Origin of the sequence: Phytopseudomonas argentinensis (assembly GCF_900113905.1) — a bacterium.
GTDB classification, from domain to species: domain Bacteria; phylum Pseudomonadota; class Gammaproteobacteria; order Pseudomonadales; family Pseudomonadaceae; genus Aquipseudomonas; species Aquipseudomonas argentinensis.
The window spans coordinates 401,409-418,141 of record NZ_FORC01000003.1 but is presented as its reverse complement, the minus strand read 5'-3'; the positions used below and the strand labels follow the sequence as shown (position 1 = coordinate 418,141).

The window sequence follows — 16,733 nt, the reverse complement described above, 5'->3', positions numbered from 1 at the left end:
CGGCCCGCCTTCGATCAGCTGAAGATCGAGACGGGCTTGCGTCAGCCCATGGCCTGCTTGGCCACAAAGGCTTCGAGTTCACCCGCTGACGGGCAGGTCGCCGGGCCGTGGCGGGTGACCGCAATGGCTGCCGCGGCATTGGCGTGCGCGGCGGCGGTTGGCTCGGGCAATCCGGCGGCCAGGCTGGCCAGGAATACGCCGATATGGGCATCGCCGGCGCCATTGGTGTCCACCGCTTCTACGGCAAAGCCCGGCACCTGCAGGCGCCAGTCACCCCGGGCCAGCCAACAGCCCCGCGGGCCGTCGCGCAGAATCACCAGTGCATTTTCCGGCAGCCGCGCCGTCAGGCGCTGCAGGGCCTGCTCCAGGCTGTCGGTAGCGGTGAACTGCAGGGCCTCCTCTCGATTGCTGCTCCATATCGCCAGGCGCTCCAGCAACTGCTCGGCGCCCGGGATATCCGGGTTGCAGGCCAGCGGGCCGGGGTCGAAGACCAGGGCGCCGGCCGCGCCGCCCTGCTGCAGCCAGGCCAGCAGCGCGGCTGCCTTGCCGGCATGCAGCAGGCTGTAGCCGCTGACCATTACCCAGTCTGTGGCCGTGGCGGTTTCTTGCTGCAGGTCCTCGGCTTGCAGCACGCCTTCGGCACCGACGTGGGTGACGAACGAGCGCTCGGCGCTGGCATCGGTCAGGGCAACGCACAGGCCGGTATCACCGCCGCCACTTGGCGCCAGGCGGCATTCGATGCCTTCCGCCTGCATGGCCTGACGCGCCATGTCGCCGAAGCGGCCAACGCCGTGACGGCCCAGGTAGCAGGTGCTCAGGCCGTTACGTGCGGCAGCCGCCATCACGTTGAAGCCACCGCCCACTTCGAAGGCGGCGCTGCTGGCCAATACATCCTGGCCCGCGGCTGGCAGAGCGCTGACGCCCATCACCAGATCGACGATCACCTGGCCGGTGTACAGCAACCTAGCGGCCATGGACGGCCTCATGAGTCACGGCGGCGCGGCGGTCACGGCAGCCGCCCAGCAGCCCATAGAGGCCGCCGGCGACGACGAAGGTGACGATCCAGCCCAGACCGTTCTGGCCGAACCAGGAATCGGCCAGCCAGCCCTGGAACAGCACGTTGTCGGCGCCGATCTTCACCGTGGTGAAGCTGAAGCCCAGCACGATCGCCAGCGCCCAGGCACCCAGCGCGCGCCACTCCACGCCACCGGCGTACCAGTAGGCGCTGCTCGGGCTGACGTTCATCAGGTCGGCCGGTTCATAGCGCTGACGATGGCGCAGGTCGACCAGGAAGATACCCACCCAGGCGGTGATCGGCACGGCCAGCATGGAGATGAAGGTGATGAACGGCCCGTAGAAGCTCTCGGCGATCAGCATGAAGTAGATCGAGCCGATAAAGATCACCACGATATCCACCACCACGGCGTAGACCCGCTTGACCTTGAGGCCGAGGGTCAGGGTGGTGAGGCCCGCGGAATACACCGACAGGTTGTTGGACAGCAGCAGGCCGCCGAAAGCGGTGATCAGGTAGGGCACGGCCATCCAGGTCGGCAACAGTTCGCGAATCGCCACGATGGGGTCGGTCGCCGAGGCCAGGTGGTCGTTGCCCACCGAGATCAGGCCACCGAGGGTGATCAGCAGCACCAGCGGGATCCCCGCGCCAAAGGCCGCGGAGGCCACCAGCCCGGCCGCGCGAACGCTCCTGTGCTGGTAGCGCGACATGTCGGCCCCGGCATTGGCCCAGCCGATGCCGGTGCCGGCGGCCATGGTACCGACGCCGATCAGCACGGCGGACATTGGCGCCGGAGTGGCTGCCCACACCAGTGCCCAGTCGATATGCAGGGCAAGAAAGCCGCCTACCACCAGGTTCAGCGCGCCGAATACCCAGGTCGCCCACTTCTGGATCACCAGCAGGGTGGCATGGCCAAGGCCGGAGACGCACAGGGTCAGCAGCACGAACAGGCCGATGAACAGCAGGGTGAGAAAGGGGGCGGACTTGGCCTCGACGGGCGTGCCCTGAATGATCGACACCAGCGACAGCAGCACGAAGGCCGCCGTGGTGGTGTTGACCGTCTCCCAGCCCAGGCGCGAGCCGAGCGACACCAGGGTCGGGCCGATATTGCCGCGCATGCCAAAGATCGCCCGCGACAGCGTCAGGCTCGGCGCGCGACCTCGGCGACCGGCGATCGACAGCAGCCCGACGATGGCGAAGGAGCCGCCGGCCCCGAGGATGGCGACGACCAGCGCCTGCCAGATCGACAGGCCCTGAAAGGCGATCAGGGTGGCGCCCAGCGGCAAGCCGAGGATGCTGATATTGGCCGCGAACCAGACCCAGAACAGCTGCAACGGGTGCCCGTTGCACTCATGCTCGGGTACCGGCTCGATGCCGCGGGTTTCCAGCTGGCCCACCTGTTCGGATGCGCGCATGGCGTAACTCCTGCGATAGTTGTTGTTGGCAGGGCTGGGTGACCGCATGGGCGGCCACCCATGGGGTTCAGAGCGTTCGCAAGGCCAGCAGCCTGTGGGTCAGGGGCGCCAGGTCGATCTGGCTGACCGTGCAGACCTGCGCCAGCGCCTCCCGCGGCCACGCGTCCAGGCCAAAGGCGGCGCCGAGCATGGCGCCAAGCACGGCGGCGATGGTGTCGGTGTCGCCACCCAGGCTGGCGGCCATGCACAGGGCCTGGTACGGCGCCAGCTGGTCGTTGGCCACGGCGCGTGCCAGGGCGAACGCGGCGACCACCGATTCCTGGGAGGCCACCGAGGTGCCGATCACCTCGTAGATCAAGTCGGGCAGTGCTTCGGGGGCGGCGTCGGCGCAGAGTCGCGCTGTCCACTCGATGCGTGCGGCGATATCGCCGCCGGCCACCCAATGGCCGAGCTGCTGGCCTTGGCGAGCCGCTGCGATTCCGCTGTCCAGGGCACTGGCCAGGTTGTCGCCATTGATACCTGCCGATACCACCGCCGCCACGGCAGCCGCGCTGGCGATGCCCAGGCCGGTGTTGTGGGTTACCTGGCAGGCCTGCAGCACCTGCTGCATGAAACGCTCGGGGTCACGCACGTCGGCGGCGATGCCCACCGGGGCAATGCGCATCGCCGCGCCATTGGTGGTGCCGAAGCGCCCGGCCTGTTCCGGGCTGGCGCCGGCAAGAATCATCTCGATGGCGCGCTTGGTCGAGGGGCCGAGCAGGTCCTGGGAGCCCTTGGCGCGCATGGCCGCCTCCCAGTCGATCAGGCTTCGTGCGAGCACGGCGGGTTCGATACGGCCCTGGCCGGCATCCAGCAGTTCGCCTACCAGTATCGCCTGCTCGGTATCGTCGGTAATGGCGCCCGCCGGCATGTTCGGCGCGATGGGTTGATCGGCATCGGCAGCGATCAGGCCTTCGATACGGCCGTAGCGTGCGCGGATCTGCTCGCGTGACAGCGACTGGGTCGGCATGCCGAGCGCGTCGCCCAGTGCCAGCCCGTGGAAGGCGCCGAGGGCGCGGTCTTGCGCGGTGGAAAGCTGGTTCACTGGGCGTCCCCGAACTCGAGATGAAGTTGAAAGTGCAGCGGGTCCAGGTAGCTCTCGACGCGCTCCATGAAGCGGCCGCGGCTATCGAAGGTTTCCCTGACCACCCTGAGGAAGACGCTGCCCGGGGCGCGTTGCAACTGGCTGGCCGCCTCATCATCGAGGGGCGCGGCGCCGATCCACTGCTTGCCGCGCCCGGCCTGATAACCGTGGACGGCCAGCGTAGCGGTCAACGAATCGTCCAGCAGGCCTTCCTCGGCGAGATTCTCCAGGCCATCGCAGGCCGGAATCAGTGCACGCTCCAGGGATACCAGGCTGCCATCGGCGGCCCGCCGGCGACGCTCGACCAGCATGAAGCGCGCGCGGCCGAAGCGCTCGGCAAACTCCTCGCGCTCCACACTGCTGATGCCCAGCAACTCGGTTTGCACCTGGGCACCGCCAGCGGCGAGCGCCTGCGCCCAGCCGCCACCCTGGTGCAGGGGCACGCCGTCGTAGGTGACCACGGAACCGACGCCCGGCTGGGTACCGATGTAGTTGCGCCGCTTGAGCTCGGAAAGCGCTTCGCGCAGCGTGCCGCGGCTGACGGCAAATGCCGCGGCCAGCTCGTGTTCGCCAGGCAGCCGCTCGCCGTTGCCCAGCACGCCTTGCTCGATGCGCTCGGCCAGGGCACGCACTACACGGGTTTTCTTGTCGAATCGAACCTGTCTAATCATGTACAAATTAGTACCTGCAGAACGCCCCGTTCGCAAGCGCTTTTCGACGGTGGCGCGTCTTGGGCTGCCGTCGCGTCGTTCAGGGGCGCGCTGATTCGGGGTGGGGTACGCCCATTGCCGAAGCACGGCGGCGAGCCACGCGCCGAGGTAGGGGGCGAGTGCGCGGTCGGCCGCAAGCCTGGTTCAGCCTGGGTGAGCAACGCCGGAGAGGTAGCTCACCAGTAGCCGGGCATGGGAGGGCAGGCTCTGCCAGTCCCGGATGCACAGGCGCAGTTCACGGCTGGCCCAGCTGTCGGCGATGCCGACCAGGGTCAGTGGCAGTTCTTGGGCCAGCCGCGATGCGGCGGCTTCGGGCAGCATGGCGATGCCGGCGCCCTGGGCGACCAGCTGGGCGATGGCATCGAAGCTCGGCGCCCGCACCCGCACGCGCAGGGCGATGCCGGCGGCAATGGCCTTGTCCTCGATGAAGCGCTGCATCGCCCGTTCGCCGGGCAGGCCGATATAGGGAAAACCCAGCGCCTCCACCAGCCCCAGCCGGCGGCCGGCCAGGGCATGCCCCTGGGGTACCAGCAGCACCAGGCGATCATGGCGAAACGGCAAGGACAGCAGCCCGCCGGTTGGCTGGTTGCCGTCATAGACGCCCAGGTCTATCTCGCCAGCCTGCACGTCACGCAGGATGGAGCGGCTGCTGCCTTCGGTCAGTTGCAGGTCCACTTCCGGGTAGTCGGCCAGAAAGGGACCGAGCGCTGCCGGCAGAAAGGTGCTGTTGGCTACCGTAGAGGCGCACAGTTTGAGCACTACTCGTTGCTGGCCGGCCAGCTCCTGCAGGGTATCCCGCAGACGCTGGGTTTCGTTGACAACCCGCTGGCATCCCTCGAGCACCAGACGCCCGGCCGGAGTTGGCGTCATGCCATGGGCGGCGCGGGTGAACAGGGTGACCTGGCAGCGCTCCTCCAATTGCCGCAGCCGGGTGCTGGCGGCCGACACCGCTACCGGAAAGGTGGCCGCGGCCTTGCTGAGGCTGCCGGTCGAAGCAATGGCGACCAGCAGGCGCACATCCACGAGGTCGAAATGCAAAAGGGGTTCTCCAAAACAGAAGGCAGCCTTAGGGAAATACCGATTCTTGGCTGGCGCCATTCGGCTCAGAATAACCATTCCCTGCCCCAGATCCAGGCCGAAAATGAAGCCATCCGCCTTTTTCCAACGCTGCGCCGGTAACGGCAGTCTGTTCGCCGTCCTCGCCGCCGCCGGTTTCAGCATGAAGGCGATTTTCGTCAAGCTGGCCTACGCCGCCGCCCCCGTGGAGGCGATCACCCTGTTGGCGATGCGCATGACCCTCGCCCTGCCGCTGTTCCTTTGGCTGGTCTGGTTGAGCCGCAGCGGCGTCGGTGGGCGCTTCACGCTGGCCGATGGCGCCCGCGTGGTGGTGCTGGCGCTGTTCGGCTATTACCTGTCGAGCCTGTTCGATTTCTATGGGCTGCAGTACATCAGCGCGGGTCTGGAGCGGCTGATCCTGTTCACCTACCCGACCCTGGTGCTGGTGTTCCAGATGATCGCCTTTCGCGAACGCCCCAGCCGCCGCACGCTGCTGGCGATGGCGGTCTGTTACCTGGGGCTTGGCGTGGCGCTGATCCACGACATTGGCGCCACCGACATGGGCAGCCAGGTGATCATCGGCTCGCTCTGGGTGTTCGCCAGTGCCGTGACCTACGCGCTGTACTACCTGGGCACCGGGGTGATGGTGAAGCGCCTGGGCTCGATGCGCCTGGCTGGGCTGGCGGGCAGCGCATCGTCGCTGATGGTGCTGGCGCACTTCGCCGTTACCGAGCCACTCGGCAGCCTGCTGGCACAGCCGGCTCAGGTATGGCTTTGCGCCGCGCTGATGGCACTGATCTCCACGGTGCTGCCGGTGTACTGGATGGCCCTGGCGATCCAGCGCATCGGCACCACCCATACCGCCGCCGTCGGCAATCTTGGCCCGGTGCTGACCATCTTCGCAGCCTGGGCGCTGCTCGGCGAAGCCATCTCGCCGTATCAGATGGCCGGGCTGGCGCTGGTGATGTTCGGTATCTGGCAGCTCAAGCCGGGCGCGGCCAAGAAGGCCGTGGTTGCAGAAGTGGCGGGGGCGGGCAAGCCGAGTTCGGTGGGTTGAGCGGTGCCGTGGGGGAAGGGCTGCTACAAGGCAGAAGCGGACGGTCATCGCTGGCTTTGTAATGTCTTTCTTGCGCAAAAGTAACTGATGACGCCAATCGCCCCTTCAGGAGGCCGAGTGGAATCGTTGTGGAGAGGGCCGGGCGGGCAGCCTTGAGCGACATGGATGTCGCGAGAGCCGCGATGGGCCAAGGATGGCCCTTCGCGGTGTGCCCTCGGAACAATGATGAAGCGAGGGAACCCCGGCGAAGCCGGGGCCGGATGTCGGGGCTAGACCTTTTGGTTTCTTTTGGCGGGGCCGGCCATCCGGGCGATGCCAAAAGAAACCCGCTCGCCAGAGCGGAACCGAGCGCAAAGGCAACTCGGTAATGCTGGCTGGCTCATTCTGGAGGGATGGGCTATGTCCATTATTTTCGCGGGCATGGCCCGCTCCCACAGATAGAGGTCTTACGTCCGCTTTCGCCACATAACAGTACAACGCGCTAGCGGATGAAATGCACCTTGCCGGTATCGTCGCTACCCATGTAGATGCCGTAGCTGCCCGTCTCGCGCTCGGCGATGTAGCGCTCCAGAATCTGCCGGATGGCCGGGTAGTAGATCTGCTCCCAGGGAATGTCCTCGGGGGCGAAGAAGCGCCGGGCCGAGGTTTCGCTGCCGAAGTAGCCGGTGTCGTGCAGCAGCCTGGCGCGGAAGATCAGGTACACCTCGCTGATCGCGGGCACGCTGAAGATCGAGTAGGGGCAGGTGATTTCCGCCACCACGCCGGCTTCCTCACGGACCTCGCGCAGCGCCGCTTCTTCCGTGGTTTCGCCGTTTTCCATGAAGCCGGCCGGCAGCGTCCAAGTGCCGATACGCGGGGCGATGGCGCGTTGGCAGAGCAGGTAGCGGCCGTCCTGCTCGATGATGCAGCCGGTGATGATCTTCGGGTTTTCGTAGTGGATATGCCCGCAACCGCTGCACACCAGGCGGTGGTGGTCGTCGCCGGCCGGGCGGCGGCGCTCCAGCGTCGCGCTGCCGCATTGGGTACAGAAGCGCGGGCTGGGCATGGCGGTCAGCGTCCGATGCGCGGGTCTTTGAGGCCGATGGGCGCGACGATATCGCGGGCCTTGGCACCTTCCTGCTTGGCTTCCAGGTACTCCAGGGCGACCTTGGCCGCGGCGCGCACGTGATCCACCGAGGCCTGGTGGGCGGCGATCGGGTCTCCGCTCTTGATCGCCTCGACCATCCGCTCCATTTCCTGGTTGCTGGTGCTGCGGCGGTTGCTCTGCGACACCGAGGTGGCGCGCAGGTAGCTGATACGCGCCTGCAGCTGGCGCAGCTGGGTGGCCGCCGCTTCGTTGCCACAGCCCTCGAGCAGTACGTTGTAGAACTCCTGCACCGACTCCAGCACGTCCGGCAGCTCGCCTTCTTCGAGAGTCTGGCGGTTGTTTTCCAGGGCGCGTTCCAGGGCGCGGATGTCCTTGGCGCGGGCGCGCAGGGTGAACAGCTGGACGATCATGCCTTCCAGCGCGCAGCGCAGCTCGTAGAGGTCGCAGGCATCTTCCAGGGTGATGATCGCCACCCGTGGGCCCTTGGCGTCGGCGAATTCCACCAGGCCTTCGGACTCCAGGTGACGCAGCGCCTCGCGCACCGAGGTGCGGCTGACGCCCAGGCGATCGCAGAGGTCGCGCTCCACCAGACGGTCGCCGGGCAGCAGTTGGAAATTCATGATGGCGCTGCGCAGCTTGTCCAGAACGATTTCCCGCAGGGTCACGGGATTACGGTTGACCTTGAAGCTGTCGTCGATCGGCTGGCGTTTCATGGTTGGTGCTCGCGTTATAGGTATGGGCGCACTCATCGCATTGCCTTGGCCGCTTATGCCTCGGGTTGCTGCTGCTCCGCATCCGCTTCGGCAAATGCTTCACGGGCGATACGGAAGCTGTCGACCGCGGCAGGCACGCCACAGTAGATGCCGACCTGCAGCAGGATCTCGCGGATCTGCTCACGGCTGAGGCCGTTACGCAGGGCGCCGCGAATGTGCAGCTTCAGTTCGTGCGGGCGATTGAGCGCGGAAATCATGGCCAAGTTTATCATGCTGCGTTCCTGCATCGATAAGCCTTCCCGGCCCCACACGTGCCCCCAGCAGTATTCGGTGACCAGCTCCTGCAGCGGGCGGTTGAAGTCGTCGGCGTTTTCCACCGAGCGCTTCACGTAGGCCTCGCCCAGCACCTGGGTGCGAATCTTCAGGCCCTTTTCGTACTTGTCGTTGCTCATGTCGGTTCTCCCGGTTGACTGGCGATGAGGCTGCTGGAAGGCAGAAGCGGTCGGAGAATGCAGGAGGGGCCGGGCGGCGATCCGCTTTAGCCCCGAGCTTTTTATCAATGCAAGCAAAGAGCTCGAGGCTAAAGCCTTTCCTACAAGTTGCGTGCCCGCCACATGGTCGCCCGCTTACAGCCCACCCATCAGGGTGTATTTGATTTCCAGGTAGTCGTCGATGCCGTAGTGCGAGCCTTCGCGGCCCAGGCCGGAGGACTTGATGCCGCCGAAGGGCGCCACTTCCGTGGAGATCAGCCCTTCGTTGATGCCGACCATGCCATATTCCAGCGCTTCGCTCATCCGCCAGGCGCGGCCCAGGTCGCGGGTGTAGCAATAGGCGGCCAGGCCGAACTCGGTGTCGTTGGCCATGCGGATCGCCTCGGCCTCGTCGCTGAAGCGGAACACCGCCGCCAGGGGGCCGAAGGTTTCGTCGCGGGCGACCTTCATCTCGCAGGTCACCTCGGCGAGTACCGTGGGCTGGAAGAAACCGTGACCCAGCGCATGGCGCTCGCCGCCGCAGACCAGGCGGGCGCCTTTACCCAGCGCATCGGCGACGTGATCGGCGACCTTGTCCACAGCGCGATCGTTGATCAGCGGGCCTTGCTGTGCGCCGTCGCTGAAGCCATCGGCGACCTTCAGCTCACCTACGCGCTCGGCCAGGCGGGCGACGAAGGCATCGTGGATACCGTCCTGGACCAGAAAACGGTTCACGCACACGCAGGTTTGCCCGGCGTTGCGGTACTTGGCGAGCATGGCGCCTTCCACGGCACGCTCCAGGTCGGCGTCATCGAAGACGATGAACGGCGCATTGCCGCCCAGCTCCAGCGAGACCTTCTTCAGGGTGCTGGCGCACTGTTGCATGAGCAGCTTGCCGATCGGCGTGGAGCCGGTGAACGACAGCTTGCGCACTTCGGCGCTGGCGCACAGCGCGTTGCCGATGGCCACCGCATCACCGGTGATCACGTTGAGCAGGCCGGCGGGCAGCCCGGCTTCTTCGGCCAGCACGGCCAGGGCCAGGGCCGAGAACGGCGTTTCCGGGGCCGGCTTGACGATGCACGGGCAGCCTGCGGATAGCGCCGGGCCGACCTTGCGGGTGATCATCGCCGCCGGGAAATTCCACGGCGTGATCGCGGCGACCACGCCAATCGGCTCCTTGGTCACCACGATGCGCGCATCGGGCTTGTGGCTGGGAATGGTGTCGCCGTAGATGCGCTTGGCTTCCTCGGCGAACCATTCGATGAAACTGGCGGCGTAGAGAATCTCGCCACGGGCTTCGGCCAGCGGCTTGCCCTGCTCGAGGGTGAGGACCTCGGCCAGCGCGTCGGCGTTTTCCAGGATCAGCCCATGCCAGCGCTTGAGGATGGTGCTGCGCTCCTTGGCACTGCGTGCGCGCCAGGCCGGCCAGGCAGCGTTGGCGGCGGCGATGGCGCGTTGTGCTTCGGCGCTGCCCATGTTGGGAACACGGCCGATCTCCTCGCCATTGGCGGGGTTGAAGATAGCTTGGCTGCCGCCGTCATCGGCGGCCAGCCACTGGCCATCGAGGTAGGCGTGCTGGCGAAACAGGCGCGAGGCTTCGGGCGTCATGGCGGCTCCAGAACAAAACAGGCCGTGCTCGAGGGTGGGTGAGCACGGCCAAAGAAGGCTACAACTTGCTGCGCGTCGGCCCTGCGGCGTTAAAACCAGGCTCGAAATGCTCATGTACAAAAGTACAGTCGGCCGCGACCCCGGCCGCTTTCTCGCCTGTTTTACTCGCTGGCGCTCGCCCTTCGGGTCAGCCTTTGGCTGCTACTCCCGTTGGTCGTTGCGCCTTGCAGGGCTCTAGCTCGCGAAGTTGTGTCGGTATTAAGCGAATGCCGGCAGGGCGCCGAGCTTGCCGCGGTGATAGATCATCGGCACCGGGGCTTCCTCGGGCAGGATCAGGTTCTTCACCGCGCCGACCATGATGGCGTGGTCGCCACCGTCGTATTCGCGCCACAGCTCGCACTCGATGATCGCCGCGGCGTTATCGAGCAGCGGGTTGCCCAGCTCGCTGAGCGTCCACTCGATACCGGCGGCCTTGTCCTTGCCCTTGCCGGCGAAGGCGTAGGCTTCCTTCTGCTGCTCGGCGGACAGCAGGTGGATGGCGAAGCGCTTGCTGTCGCGCAGCACCGGGTAGGAATCGGAGCTGTAGTTGGGGCAGAACAGCACCAGCGCCGGGTCGATGGACAGCGCGCTGAAGGCGCTGGCGGTGATGCCGACGATGCCGCCATCGGGGCCCAGGGTGGTGACGATGGTCACCCCGGAAGGGAAGGCGGCCATGACGGATTTGTACAGTCCGGGTTCGATCATTTTGCTTTTCCTCGATGCGCTCAGCGCATCACGAACGGGTCGGGCATGGGCGCTTGCGACAGGTTGATCCACACCGTTTTCAACTCGGTGTAGGCCAGCACCGAATCGATGCCGCTTTCACGGCCGTAGCCGCTGTTCTTGAAACCGCCGATCGGCGCCATGGCCGATACGGCGCGGTAGGTGTTGACCCAGATGATGCCCGAGCGCACGCCTTTGGCCATGCGGTGGGCGCGACCCAGGTCGCGGGTCCAGATGCCGGCGGCGAGGCCGAACTGCGAGTCGTTGGCCATGGCCAGGGCGTCGGCTTCGTCCTTGAAACGAATCACCGAGGCGACCGGGCCGAAGACCTCTTCCTGCATGATGGTCATCGAGTGGCGGTCGCATTCGAACAGGGTCGGCTCGTAGTACCAGCCTTCACCGTCGACCTGCGGCCGTTTGCCACCCAGGCGCAGTTTCGCACCTTCGGCCACGGCTGTGGCGACCAGGCCTTCGACCACTGCCAGTTGCTGGGCAGTGGCCATGGGGCCCATCTCGCTGGCGTCGTCCTGGGGGTTGCCGATGCGGATGCGCTTGGCACGCTCGACCAGGCGCTCGACGAACTGGTCGTAGATGCTGTCCTGCACCAGCAGGCGCGAGCCGGCCACGCAACTCTGCCCGGAGGCGGCATAGATGCCGGCGACCACACCATTCACGGCGCTGTCCAGGTCGGCATCGGCGAAGATGATGTTCGGCGACTTGCCGCCCAGCTCCAGCGACAGCTTGGCGAAGTTCTCGGCGCTGGCGCGCACCACATGGCGGGCAGTGGCCGCGCCGCCGGTGAAGGCGATCTTGCGTACCAGCGGGTGGCTGGTCAGCGCCGCGCCGGTGGTCGGCCCGTAGCCGGTGACCACGTTGACCACCCCGGCCGGGAAACCGGCTTCGAGGGCCAGGCGGGCCAGTTCGAGAATGGTCGCCGAGGCGTGTTCCGACGGCTTGAGCACGATGGTGTTGCCGGCGGCCAGGGCCGGGGCGAGCTTGATCGCGGTCAGGTACAGCGGGCTGTTCCAGGGGATGATCCCGGCCACCACGCCAATCGGCTCGTGGGTGGTGTAGGCGAACATGTCCGGCTTGTCGAGGGGCAGGGTGCCGCCTTCGAGCTTGTCGGCCAGCCCCGCGGTGTAGTGGAAGAACTCCGGCAGATAGCCGACCTGGCCGCGGGTCTCGCGGATCAGCTTGCCGTTGTCGCGGCTCTCCAGCTGGGCCAGGGCTTCCTTGTTATCGGCGATCAGGTCACCCAGGCTACGCAGCAGCTTGCCCCGCGCAGTGGCGCTGAGGCCGCGCCAGGCCGGGTTGTCGAAGGCCGCCTGGGCGGCCTGCACGGCGCGCTCGACATCCTCGGCGCCGGCATCCGGGAGCACGGCCCAGGCTTGTGCGCGAGCCGGGTCGAGGCTCTCGAAAGTGTTGCCCGATTGTGCGTCGACCCACTGGCCGTCAATGCACATCTGATAGCGTGCGAGTGTCATGCAACGATCCCCTTGGCGGTGTCTTGCAGCGGGCAGGCTTGCTCGAGAAACTCCAGCAGCATCTGGTTGACCAGGCGCGGCGATTCTACCGGCATCATATGCCGTTGCTCGGCCAGCACCACGGCGCGTGCGCCGGGAATGCACTGCGCCAGCTGTTTGGCCATCTGCGGCGTCGAGCCCGGGTCGAGTTCGCCGGTGGCGATCAGCGTCGGCACCTGGATCTCGGCCAGGTCGTCGGCGCGGTACATGTCCTGGGTGGCGAACAGCGTATAGGTGGTCAGGTAACCCTGGGCATCGTTGCCGGCCAGGGTCTGGCGAATGGCGGCGATCTGCGCCGGGTTGGCGGCCTGGTACTCACGGCTGAACCAGCGCGACAGCGCTGCTTCGGCGTTGGCGTCCGGGCCATGTTCGGCGGCCTGGGCAGTACGCTCGATGACCCCGGCGCGCTGCTCGGGGCTGCGGTTGAACACGCTGTTGAGCACCACCAGGGCGGCGATGCGCTGCGGGTAATGCAGCGCGAAGGCACGGGCCACCAGGCCGCCCATGGAGAAACCGATCACCATGGCCTGCGCCAGGCCGAGGTGGTCGAGCAGTTCGCGCAGCTGGTCGGCGTAACCGGCCAGGTCGGTGTCCACGGCCGGGCGCGGGCTGTCGCCATGGCCGAGCATGTCGTAGACGATGACCTGGAAATGCTGGGCCAGGCCGACGACCTGGCCGCCCCACATGTCTTTGTTCAGGCCCACGCCGTGGATCAATACCACGGGTTGGCCCTGGCCGATCACCCGGTAACTGGTGCCGGCGGGGGTACGTTCAGCGAGGTGCCGAATCATGGCCTGCTCCCGATTACTGCGCCTTCTCGGCCGCCAGTTCTTCCAGATCGATGTAACGGTTGCCGATACGCGGGTGCAGACGGCCACCGTTGGCAGCGCCCAGGACCACGACGATTTCGTCGGCGCGCGGGGCGTCTTCGATCTGCATCTCCAGGGTGATGTAGTGCGAACGCAGGCCTTCGTCGTCCTTGTGCATCATCGGGATCTGGATCGAGGTGCCCGGGCCGCCACGCTTGTTGGTGAACGACAGGTAGCTCTTGGCCTGTACCGCCTCGCGGTAGTGGTTGCCGAAACGCAGGGTGTGGATAACCGCCGACGCATGCTCGATTTCGCCGTCGGCACCGACCACGGCAGCCTTGCCATAGGCTTCGATCTTGTCGGCGCCGCCGATGGCGGCGGTCAGGCGCGCGACCATCAGCTCACCGAGGGCGGAGCAGTTGGCCTTGATCTGCGGCTTGAGGTCTTCGACGAAGCCATTGCCAACCCAGGGGTTCTTGATCACCACGGCCAGGCCGACCATGGTGACCGGCTTGTCAGTCGCCTTGCCGCCTTCGATCAGGGTTTCCTCTATGTAGCTGACGATCTTGCGAATCTCGAAACTCATGGCAGCTCCTCGGCTGGTTGGTGTTGGGTATTATGGTATACCAGAATACACAATATGCAAGCATTGCCGAAAGCCAGGCGCGACGCCGCTTTGGCAGGCATCCGCGGATGTGCCAACAGGAGTTCAAAGGTGTTTTTTAGTCAGTTCGAAGGGCAATGCTGGCGAGGCTGCATTGCAGGGCATGGGCGATGCTTCGCCCATCCAGCGCTTGGCGAGTCTCGGCCTGCAACGCCGCGGCGATGAAGGGGCTTGCCGGAAGGCTCAACCTTCCCGGGCGTTGAGGATCCCCGCGACCAGCGCTGGTTTGCAGTTGATAAAGGCCGAGGACTGCAGCCAGCGCTTGTCCGGGTAGTACGAAAACATGAATTGCCCACCCTTGAGGCTGTCTACCACCATGCGCGCGACTTCCGGGCGTACCGCCGGGCAGCCCTGGCTGCGGCCGATGCGGCCTTGGGTCTTGATCCAGGCCGGGTTTACGTAGTCAGCGGGGTGGATGACGATGGCGCGCTGGCGGGCGAGGTCATTGAAGCCGGGCTCCAGGCCGTCCATGCGCAGCGAGTAACCGTGTTTGCCGGTATAGCTTTCGCTGGTGCGGAACAGGCCGATGCTCGATTGGTGGCTGCCTTCGCGGTTGGAAAAGCGCGTGGCGAAGTTGTCGCCGGACTGTTGGCCATGGGCGACCAGATCGTGCAGCAGGACGCGCTTGCTGGTCAGGTCGAAGATCCACAGGCGGCGTTCGCTAGAAGGTTTGGAGAAGTCGATCACGGCCAGGCGCCGGGCAGGTACGGCACCATTGTTGATGGCGCAGCGCATCGCGTCGAGGGCGTGGTTGAGGACCTTGCGATCGAGCGCCGGAGCTTGTGCAGACAGCCCCTCCAGCAGCGGATCGGGTGCCAGGGTGGCGGCCATCACCGACGGAACGGGCAGCGCCAGGCAAAGAAAGGCTAAGCAAATTCGCTGAATCGTGGTCATCATTTCAAGTCTCTGAGGTTTGGCCATCGATGGCGCGCGCCTTCGCCAGGCGATGCGGGCACAACAAAGCCCGCGATTCTAGCAGCCGAAGTTCCCAGTCCCGCGGGCGATTCCGACGGGCTGTCATTCACTCTGTCGTAAATTGGAGCGGCGCCTTGTTTTCTCCTTCTTCAATCGCTGCCTGGGCTCTGGCCCTGACGGCGCCCTTGGCGCTGGCTGATGCGCCGCCACCCAGCCCGCTGCAAGAGCAACTCGCCGAGCCCGGTTTGGGGTGCGTAACGCCGGTGCTTGAATTGTCCGCCAAGGATCGCGAGTGGCTGGAGCCGTTCTACCTGCTACGTGGCGCCCAGCCGGTGTGGAACAGGGACAATCTGCCCGTGTTGTTCACCCAACTGGAGGCATTGGCTGACGACGGCCTGGAGCCGCGCGCTTATCATCTCGAGCCGCTGCGCGAACTGGCGGCGGTCGACGACCCGTCGCCGCGCCTTGCGGCCTGTGTCGAGGTGCTCGCCACCACGGCCTATCTGCAGGCATTGCAGGACCTTGCCTACGGGCGCCTGGAGCAGGCCAAGGTGGAGCCACTGTGGGAGCCGGAGGGCATGGCTGTGCCGCAGAGCCAGGCGCCGTTGCTGGCGATTGCCCAGGCTGGGCTGAGTGATCCGGCGCAGGCCTTCGAGCAGGCGCGGCCGGATTTCGGCCCCTACCAGCAGTTACGCCAGCGCTACGCCGAGCTACGCCGCCAGGAGTTGCCACAGTGGCTGGCGATTCCCGGCGGCACCCTGCTCAAGCCCGGCGCCGTGGATGGCCGGGTGCCCTTGCTGGAGCAACGCCTGCAGTTGCATGGCGACCTGTCCCAGGGCGCGCCGGCACTGGTCGCCGAGCAAGGCTCGGTGTACTCCACGGCGCTGGTGGAGGCGGTCAAGGCCTTCCAGCGCAACCACCTGCTCAAGCCCGACGGCGTGGTCGGCCCCGGGACCCTGGCCGAGCTGAACCGGTCGGCCAGCGAGCGCATGGATCAGATCCGCATCAACCTGGAGCGCCTGCGCTGGCTGTCCCACGAGATCGAGCCGACCAGCGTGCTGATCGACGTGGCCGGTGCCGAGGTGATGTTCCTGCGTGACCATGCCGTCGCCTGGCAGGCGCGCACCCAGGTCGGCAGGCCCGCAAGGCCGACGCCGTTGCTGCGCTCGCGCATCACTCACCTGACGCTCAATCCGACCTGGACCATTCCACCGACCATCCTGAAGGAGGACAAGCTGCCCGAGCTGCGCCGTGACGCCGCTGGCTACCTGGCCGCCAACCATATGCAGGTGATCGACTACGAAGGCAATCCGGTGGACCCGCGGGGCGTCGACTGGGAGCGGCCCGGTCGGGTGATGATCCGCCAGTCTGCCGGCGCTCATAGCCCGCTGGGCAAGGTGGCAATCCGTTTTCCCAATCCCTTTTCGGTGTACCTGCACGACACGCCGAGCCAACGTCTGTTCGACAACCTGCCGCGGCTGTTCAGCTCGGGCTGCGTGCGCGTCGAGCGAGTCACCGAACTGGTCGATCAACTGCTTGCCGGCGCCTCGCCTACCGAGCGCGCGCGCATTGCCAGGCAGTGGGACAGCGGCCGTACATTGCGCGCCGATCTACCGCAGCCGGTACCGATCCTGATGGCCTATTGGACGGCCCAGGTCGGCGCTGACGGGACGGTGCAGTTCCGCCCGGACATCTACGGCCATGACGCAAGGTTGCTCAAGGCGCTGGAGGCGTCGAACCGGATTTAGGGTAGCAAGGCCGCGCTGGTATTTCCCTCAGTGGGAGCGGGCGGGGACGCCTAGGCCATGC

16 protein-coding genes are annotated in these 16,733 nt (G+C 66.3%); 2 read left to right on the top strand and 14 right to left on the bottom strand.

The window, feature by feature from the left end; translation table 11 throughout:
• Positions 1-41: 41 nt before the first annotated feature.
• The 5 genes from BM154_RS16455 to BM154_RS16435 all read right to left on the bottom strand — a co-directional run bounded on the left by BM154_RS16455 (position 42) and on the right by BM154_RS16435 (position 5,298).
• A complete protein-coding gene (locus BM154_RS16455; protein ID WP_074886392.1) occupies positions 42-974 on the bottom strand; it encodes a PfkB family carbohydrate kinase in 933 nt (310 codons plus the stop codon).
• The gene (locus tag BM154_RS16450) at positions 964-2,427 is read right to left on the bottom strand and encodes a purine-cytosine permease family protein (protein ID WP_074886389.1); all 1,464 of its coding nucleotides are present in this window, start codon (positions 2,425-2,427) and stop codon (positions 964-966) included. The genes BM154_RS16455 and BM154_RS16450 overlap by 11 nt, the downstream gene beginning before the upstream one ends.
• Before the next feature lie 67 nt (positions 2,428-2,494).
• Positions 2,495-3,511, bottom strand: a complete 1,017-nt coding sequence (locus BM154_RS16445) for an ADP-ribosylglycohydrolase family protein (protein WP_074886386.1) — start codon at positions 3,509-3,511, stop codon at positions 2,495-2,497.
• Positions 3,508-4,221 carry a GntR family transcriptional regulator gene (locus BM154_RS16440; RefSeq protein ID WP_074886383.1) on the bottom strand — a complete coding sequence of 238 codons (714 nt, stop codon included), beginning with the start codon at positions 4,219-4,221 and terminating at the stop codon, positions 3,508-3,510. Before BM154_RS16440 ends, BM154_RS16445 begins: the two co-directional genes overlap by 4 nt.
• A gap of 183 nt (positions 4,222-4,404) precedes the next feature.
• Complete coding sequence (locus BM154_RS16435; RefSeq protein ID WP_074886380.1) at positions 4,405-5,298, bottom strand: LysR family transcriptional regulator; 894 nt, start codon at positions 5,296-5,298, stop codon at positions 4,405-4,407.
• Between the two features lie 103 nt (positions 5,299-5,401).
• On the opposite strand from BM154_RS16435, the gene BM154_RS16430 reads away from it, so the two are divergent.
• Positions 5,402-6,373 carry a DMT family transporter gene (locus BM154_RS16430; protein ID WP_074886377.1) on the top strand — a complete coding sequence of 324 codons (972 nt, stop codon included), beginning with the start codon at positions 5,402-5,404 and terminating at the stop codon, positions 6,371-6,373.
• Positions 6,374-6,854: 481 nt separating this feature from the next.
• Here the strand turns inward: BM154_RS16430 and BM154_RS16420 are convergent, their stop codons facing one another.
• The 9 genes from BM154_RS16420 to BM154_RS16380 all read right to left on the bottom strand — a co-directional run bounded on the left by BM154_RS16420 (position 6,855) and on the right by BM154_RS16380 (position 14,906).
• Entirely contained in the window at positions 6,855-7,418 is a 564-nt protein-coding gene (locus BM154_RS16420) for an NUDIX hydrolase (RefSeq protein ID WP_074886370.1), read from the bottom strand.
• A gap of 5 nt (positions 7,419-7,423) precedes the next feature.
• Positions 7,424-8,173, bottom strand: coding sequence for a GntR family transcriptional regulator (locus tag BM154_RS16415; protein ID WP_073263774.1), 750 nt, complete (start codon positions 8,171-8,173; stop codon positions 7,424-7,426).
• Between the two features lie 53 nt (positions 8,174-8,226).
• The gene (locus BM154_RS16410; protein WP_013789224.1) at positions 8,227-8,625 is read right to left on the bottom strand and encodes a carboxymuconolactone decarboxylase family protein; all 399 of its coding nucleotides are present in this window, start codon (positions 8,623-8,625) and stop codon (positions 8,227-8,229) included.
• Positions 8,626-8,799: 174 nt separating this feature from the next.
• A complete protein-coding gene (locus BM154_RS16405; RefSeq protein ID WP_074886367.1) occupies positions 8,800-10,251 on the bottom strand; it encodes an NAD-dependent succinate-semialdehyde dehydrogenase in 1,452 nt (483 codons plus the stop codon).
• Between the two features lie 258 nt (positions 10,252-10,509).
• Complete coding sequence (locus BM154_RS16400; RefSeq protein ID WP_074886364.1) at positions 10,510-10,995, bottom strand: flavin reductase family protein; 486 nt, start codon at positions 10,993-10,995, stop codon at positions 10,510-10,512.
• 20 nt (positions 10,996-11,015) lie between these two features.
• The gene (locus BM154_RS16395; protein ID WP_074886361.1) at positions 11,016-12,497 is read right to left on the bottom strand and encodes an aldehyde dehydrogenase; all 1,482 of its coding nucleotides are present in this window, start codon (positions 12,495-12,497) and stop codon (positions 11,016-11,018) included.
• A complete protein-coding gene (locus BM154_RS16390; protein WP_074886359.1) occupies positions 12,494-13,327 on the bottom strand; it encodes an alpha/beta fold hydrolase in 834 nt (277 codons plus the stop codon). Before BM154_RS16390 ends, BM154_RS16395 begins: the two co-directional genes overlap by 4 nt.
• 13 nt (positions 13,328-13,340) lie before the next feature.
• Complete coding sequence (locus BM154_RS16385; protein ID WP_074886356.1) at positions 13,341-13,931, bottom strand: amino acid synthesis family protein; 591 nt, start codon at positions 13,929-13,931, stop codon at positions 13,341-13,343.
• A 261-nt stretch (positions 13,932-14,192) separates the two neighbouring features.
• Complete coding sequence (locus BM154_RS16380) at positions 14,193-14,906, bottom strand: murein L,D-transpeptidase catalytic domain family protein (protein ID WP_074886352.1); 714 nt, start codon at positions 14,904-14,906, stop codon at positions 14,193-14,195.
• Positions 14,907-15,058: 152 nt separating this feature from the next.
• Here BM154_RS16380 and BM154_RS16375 point away from each other — a divergent pair, with 152 nt between their 5' ends.
• Positions 15,059-16,672, top strand: a complete 1,614-nt coding sequence (locus tag BM154_RS16375) for a L,D-transpeptidase family protein (protein WP_083414592.1) — start codon at positions 15,059-15,061, stop codon at positions 16,670-16,672.
• Positions 16,673-16,733 lie beyond the last annotated feature (61 nt).

Excerpts from the sequence above, each read along its gene's own strand:
- BM154_RS16455 (WP_074886392.1), bottom strand. The coding sequence starts at position 974 with ATGGCCGCTAGGTTGCTGTACACCGGCCAGGTGATCGTCGATCTGGTG.
- BM154_RS16450 (WP_074886389.1), bottom strand. The coding sequence starts at position 2,427 with ATGCGCGCATCCGAACAGGTGGGCCAGCTGGAAACCCGCGGCATCGAG.
- BM154_RS16440 (WP_074886383.1), bottom strand. The coding sequence starts at position 4,221 with ATGATTAGACAGGTTCGATTCGACAAGAAAACCCGTGTAGTGCGTGCC.
- BM154_RS16430 (WP_074886377.1), top strand. The coding sequence starts at position 5,402 with ATGAAGCCATCCGCCTTTTTCCAACGCTGCGCCGGTAACGGCAGTCTG.
- BM154_RS16420 (WP_074886370.1), bottom strand. The coding sequence starts at position 7,418 with ATGCCCAGCCCGCGCTTCTGTACCCAATGCGGCAGCGCGACGCTGGAG.
- BM154_RS16415 (WP_073263774.1), bottom strand. The coding sequence starts at position 8,173 with ATGAAACGCCAGCCGATCGACGACAGCTTCAAGGTCAACCGTAATCCC.
- BM154_RS16410 (WP_013789224.1), bottom strand. The coding sequence starts at position 8,625 with ATGAGCAACGACAAGTACGAAAAGGGCCTGAAGATTCGCACCCAGGTG.
- BM154_RS16405 (WP_074886367.1), bottom strand. The coding sequence starts at position 10,251 with ATGACGCCCGAAGCCTCGCGCCTGTTTCGCCAGCACGCCTACCTCGAT.
- BM154_RS16400 (WP_074886364.1), bottom strand. The coding sequence starts at position 10,995 with ATGATCGAACCCGGACTGTACAAATCCGTCATGGCCGCCTTCCCTTCC.
- BM154_RS16395 (WP_074886361.1), bottom strand. The coding sequence starts at position 12,497 with ATGACACTCGCACGCTATCAGATGTGCATTGACGGCCAGTGGGTCGAC.
- BM154_RS16390 (WP_074886359.1), bottom strand. The coding sequence starts at position 13,327 with ATGATTCGGCACCTCGCTGAACGTACCCCCGCCGGCACCAGTTACCGG.
- BM154_RS16385 (WP_074886356.1), bottom strand. The coding sequence starts at position 13,931 with ATGAGTTTCGAGATTCGCAAGATCGTCAGCTACATAGAGGAAACCCTG.
- BM154_RS16380 (WP_074886352.1), bottom strand. The coding sequence starts at position 14,906 with ATGATGACCACGATTCAGCGAATTTGCTTAGCCTTTCTTTGCCTGGCG.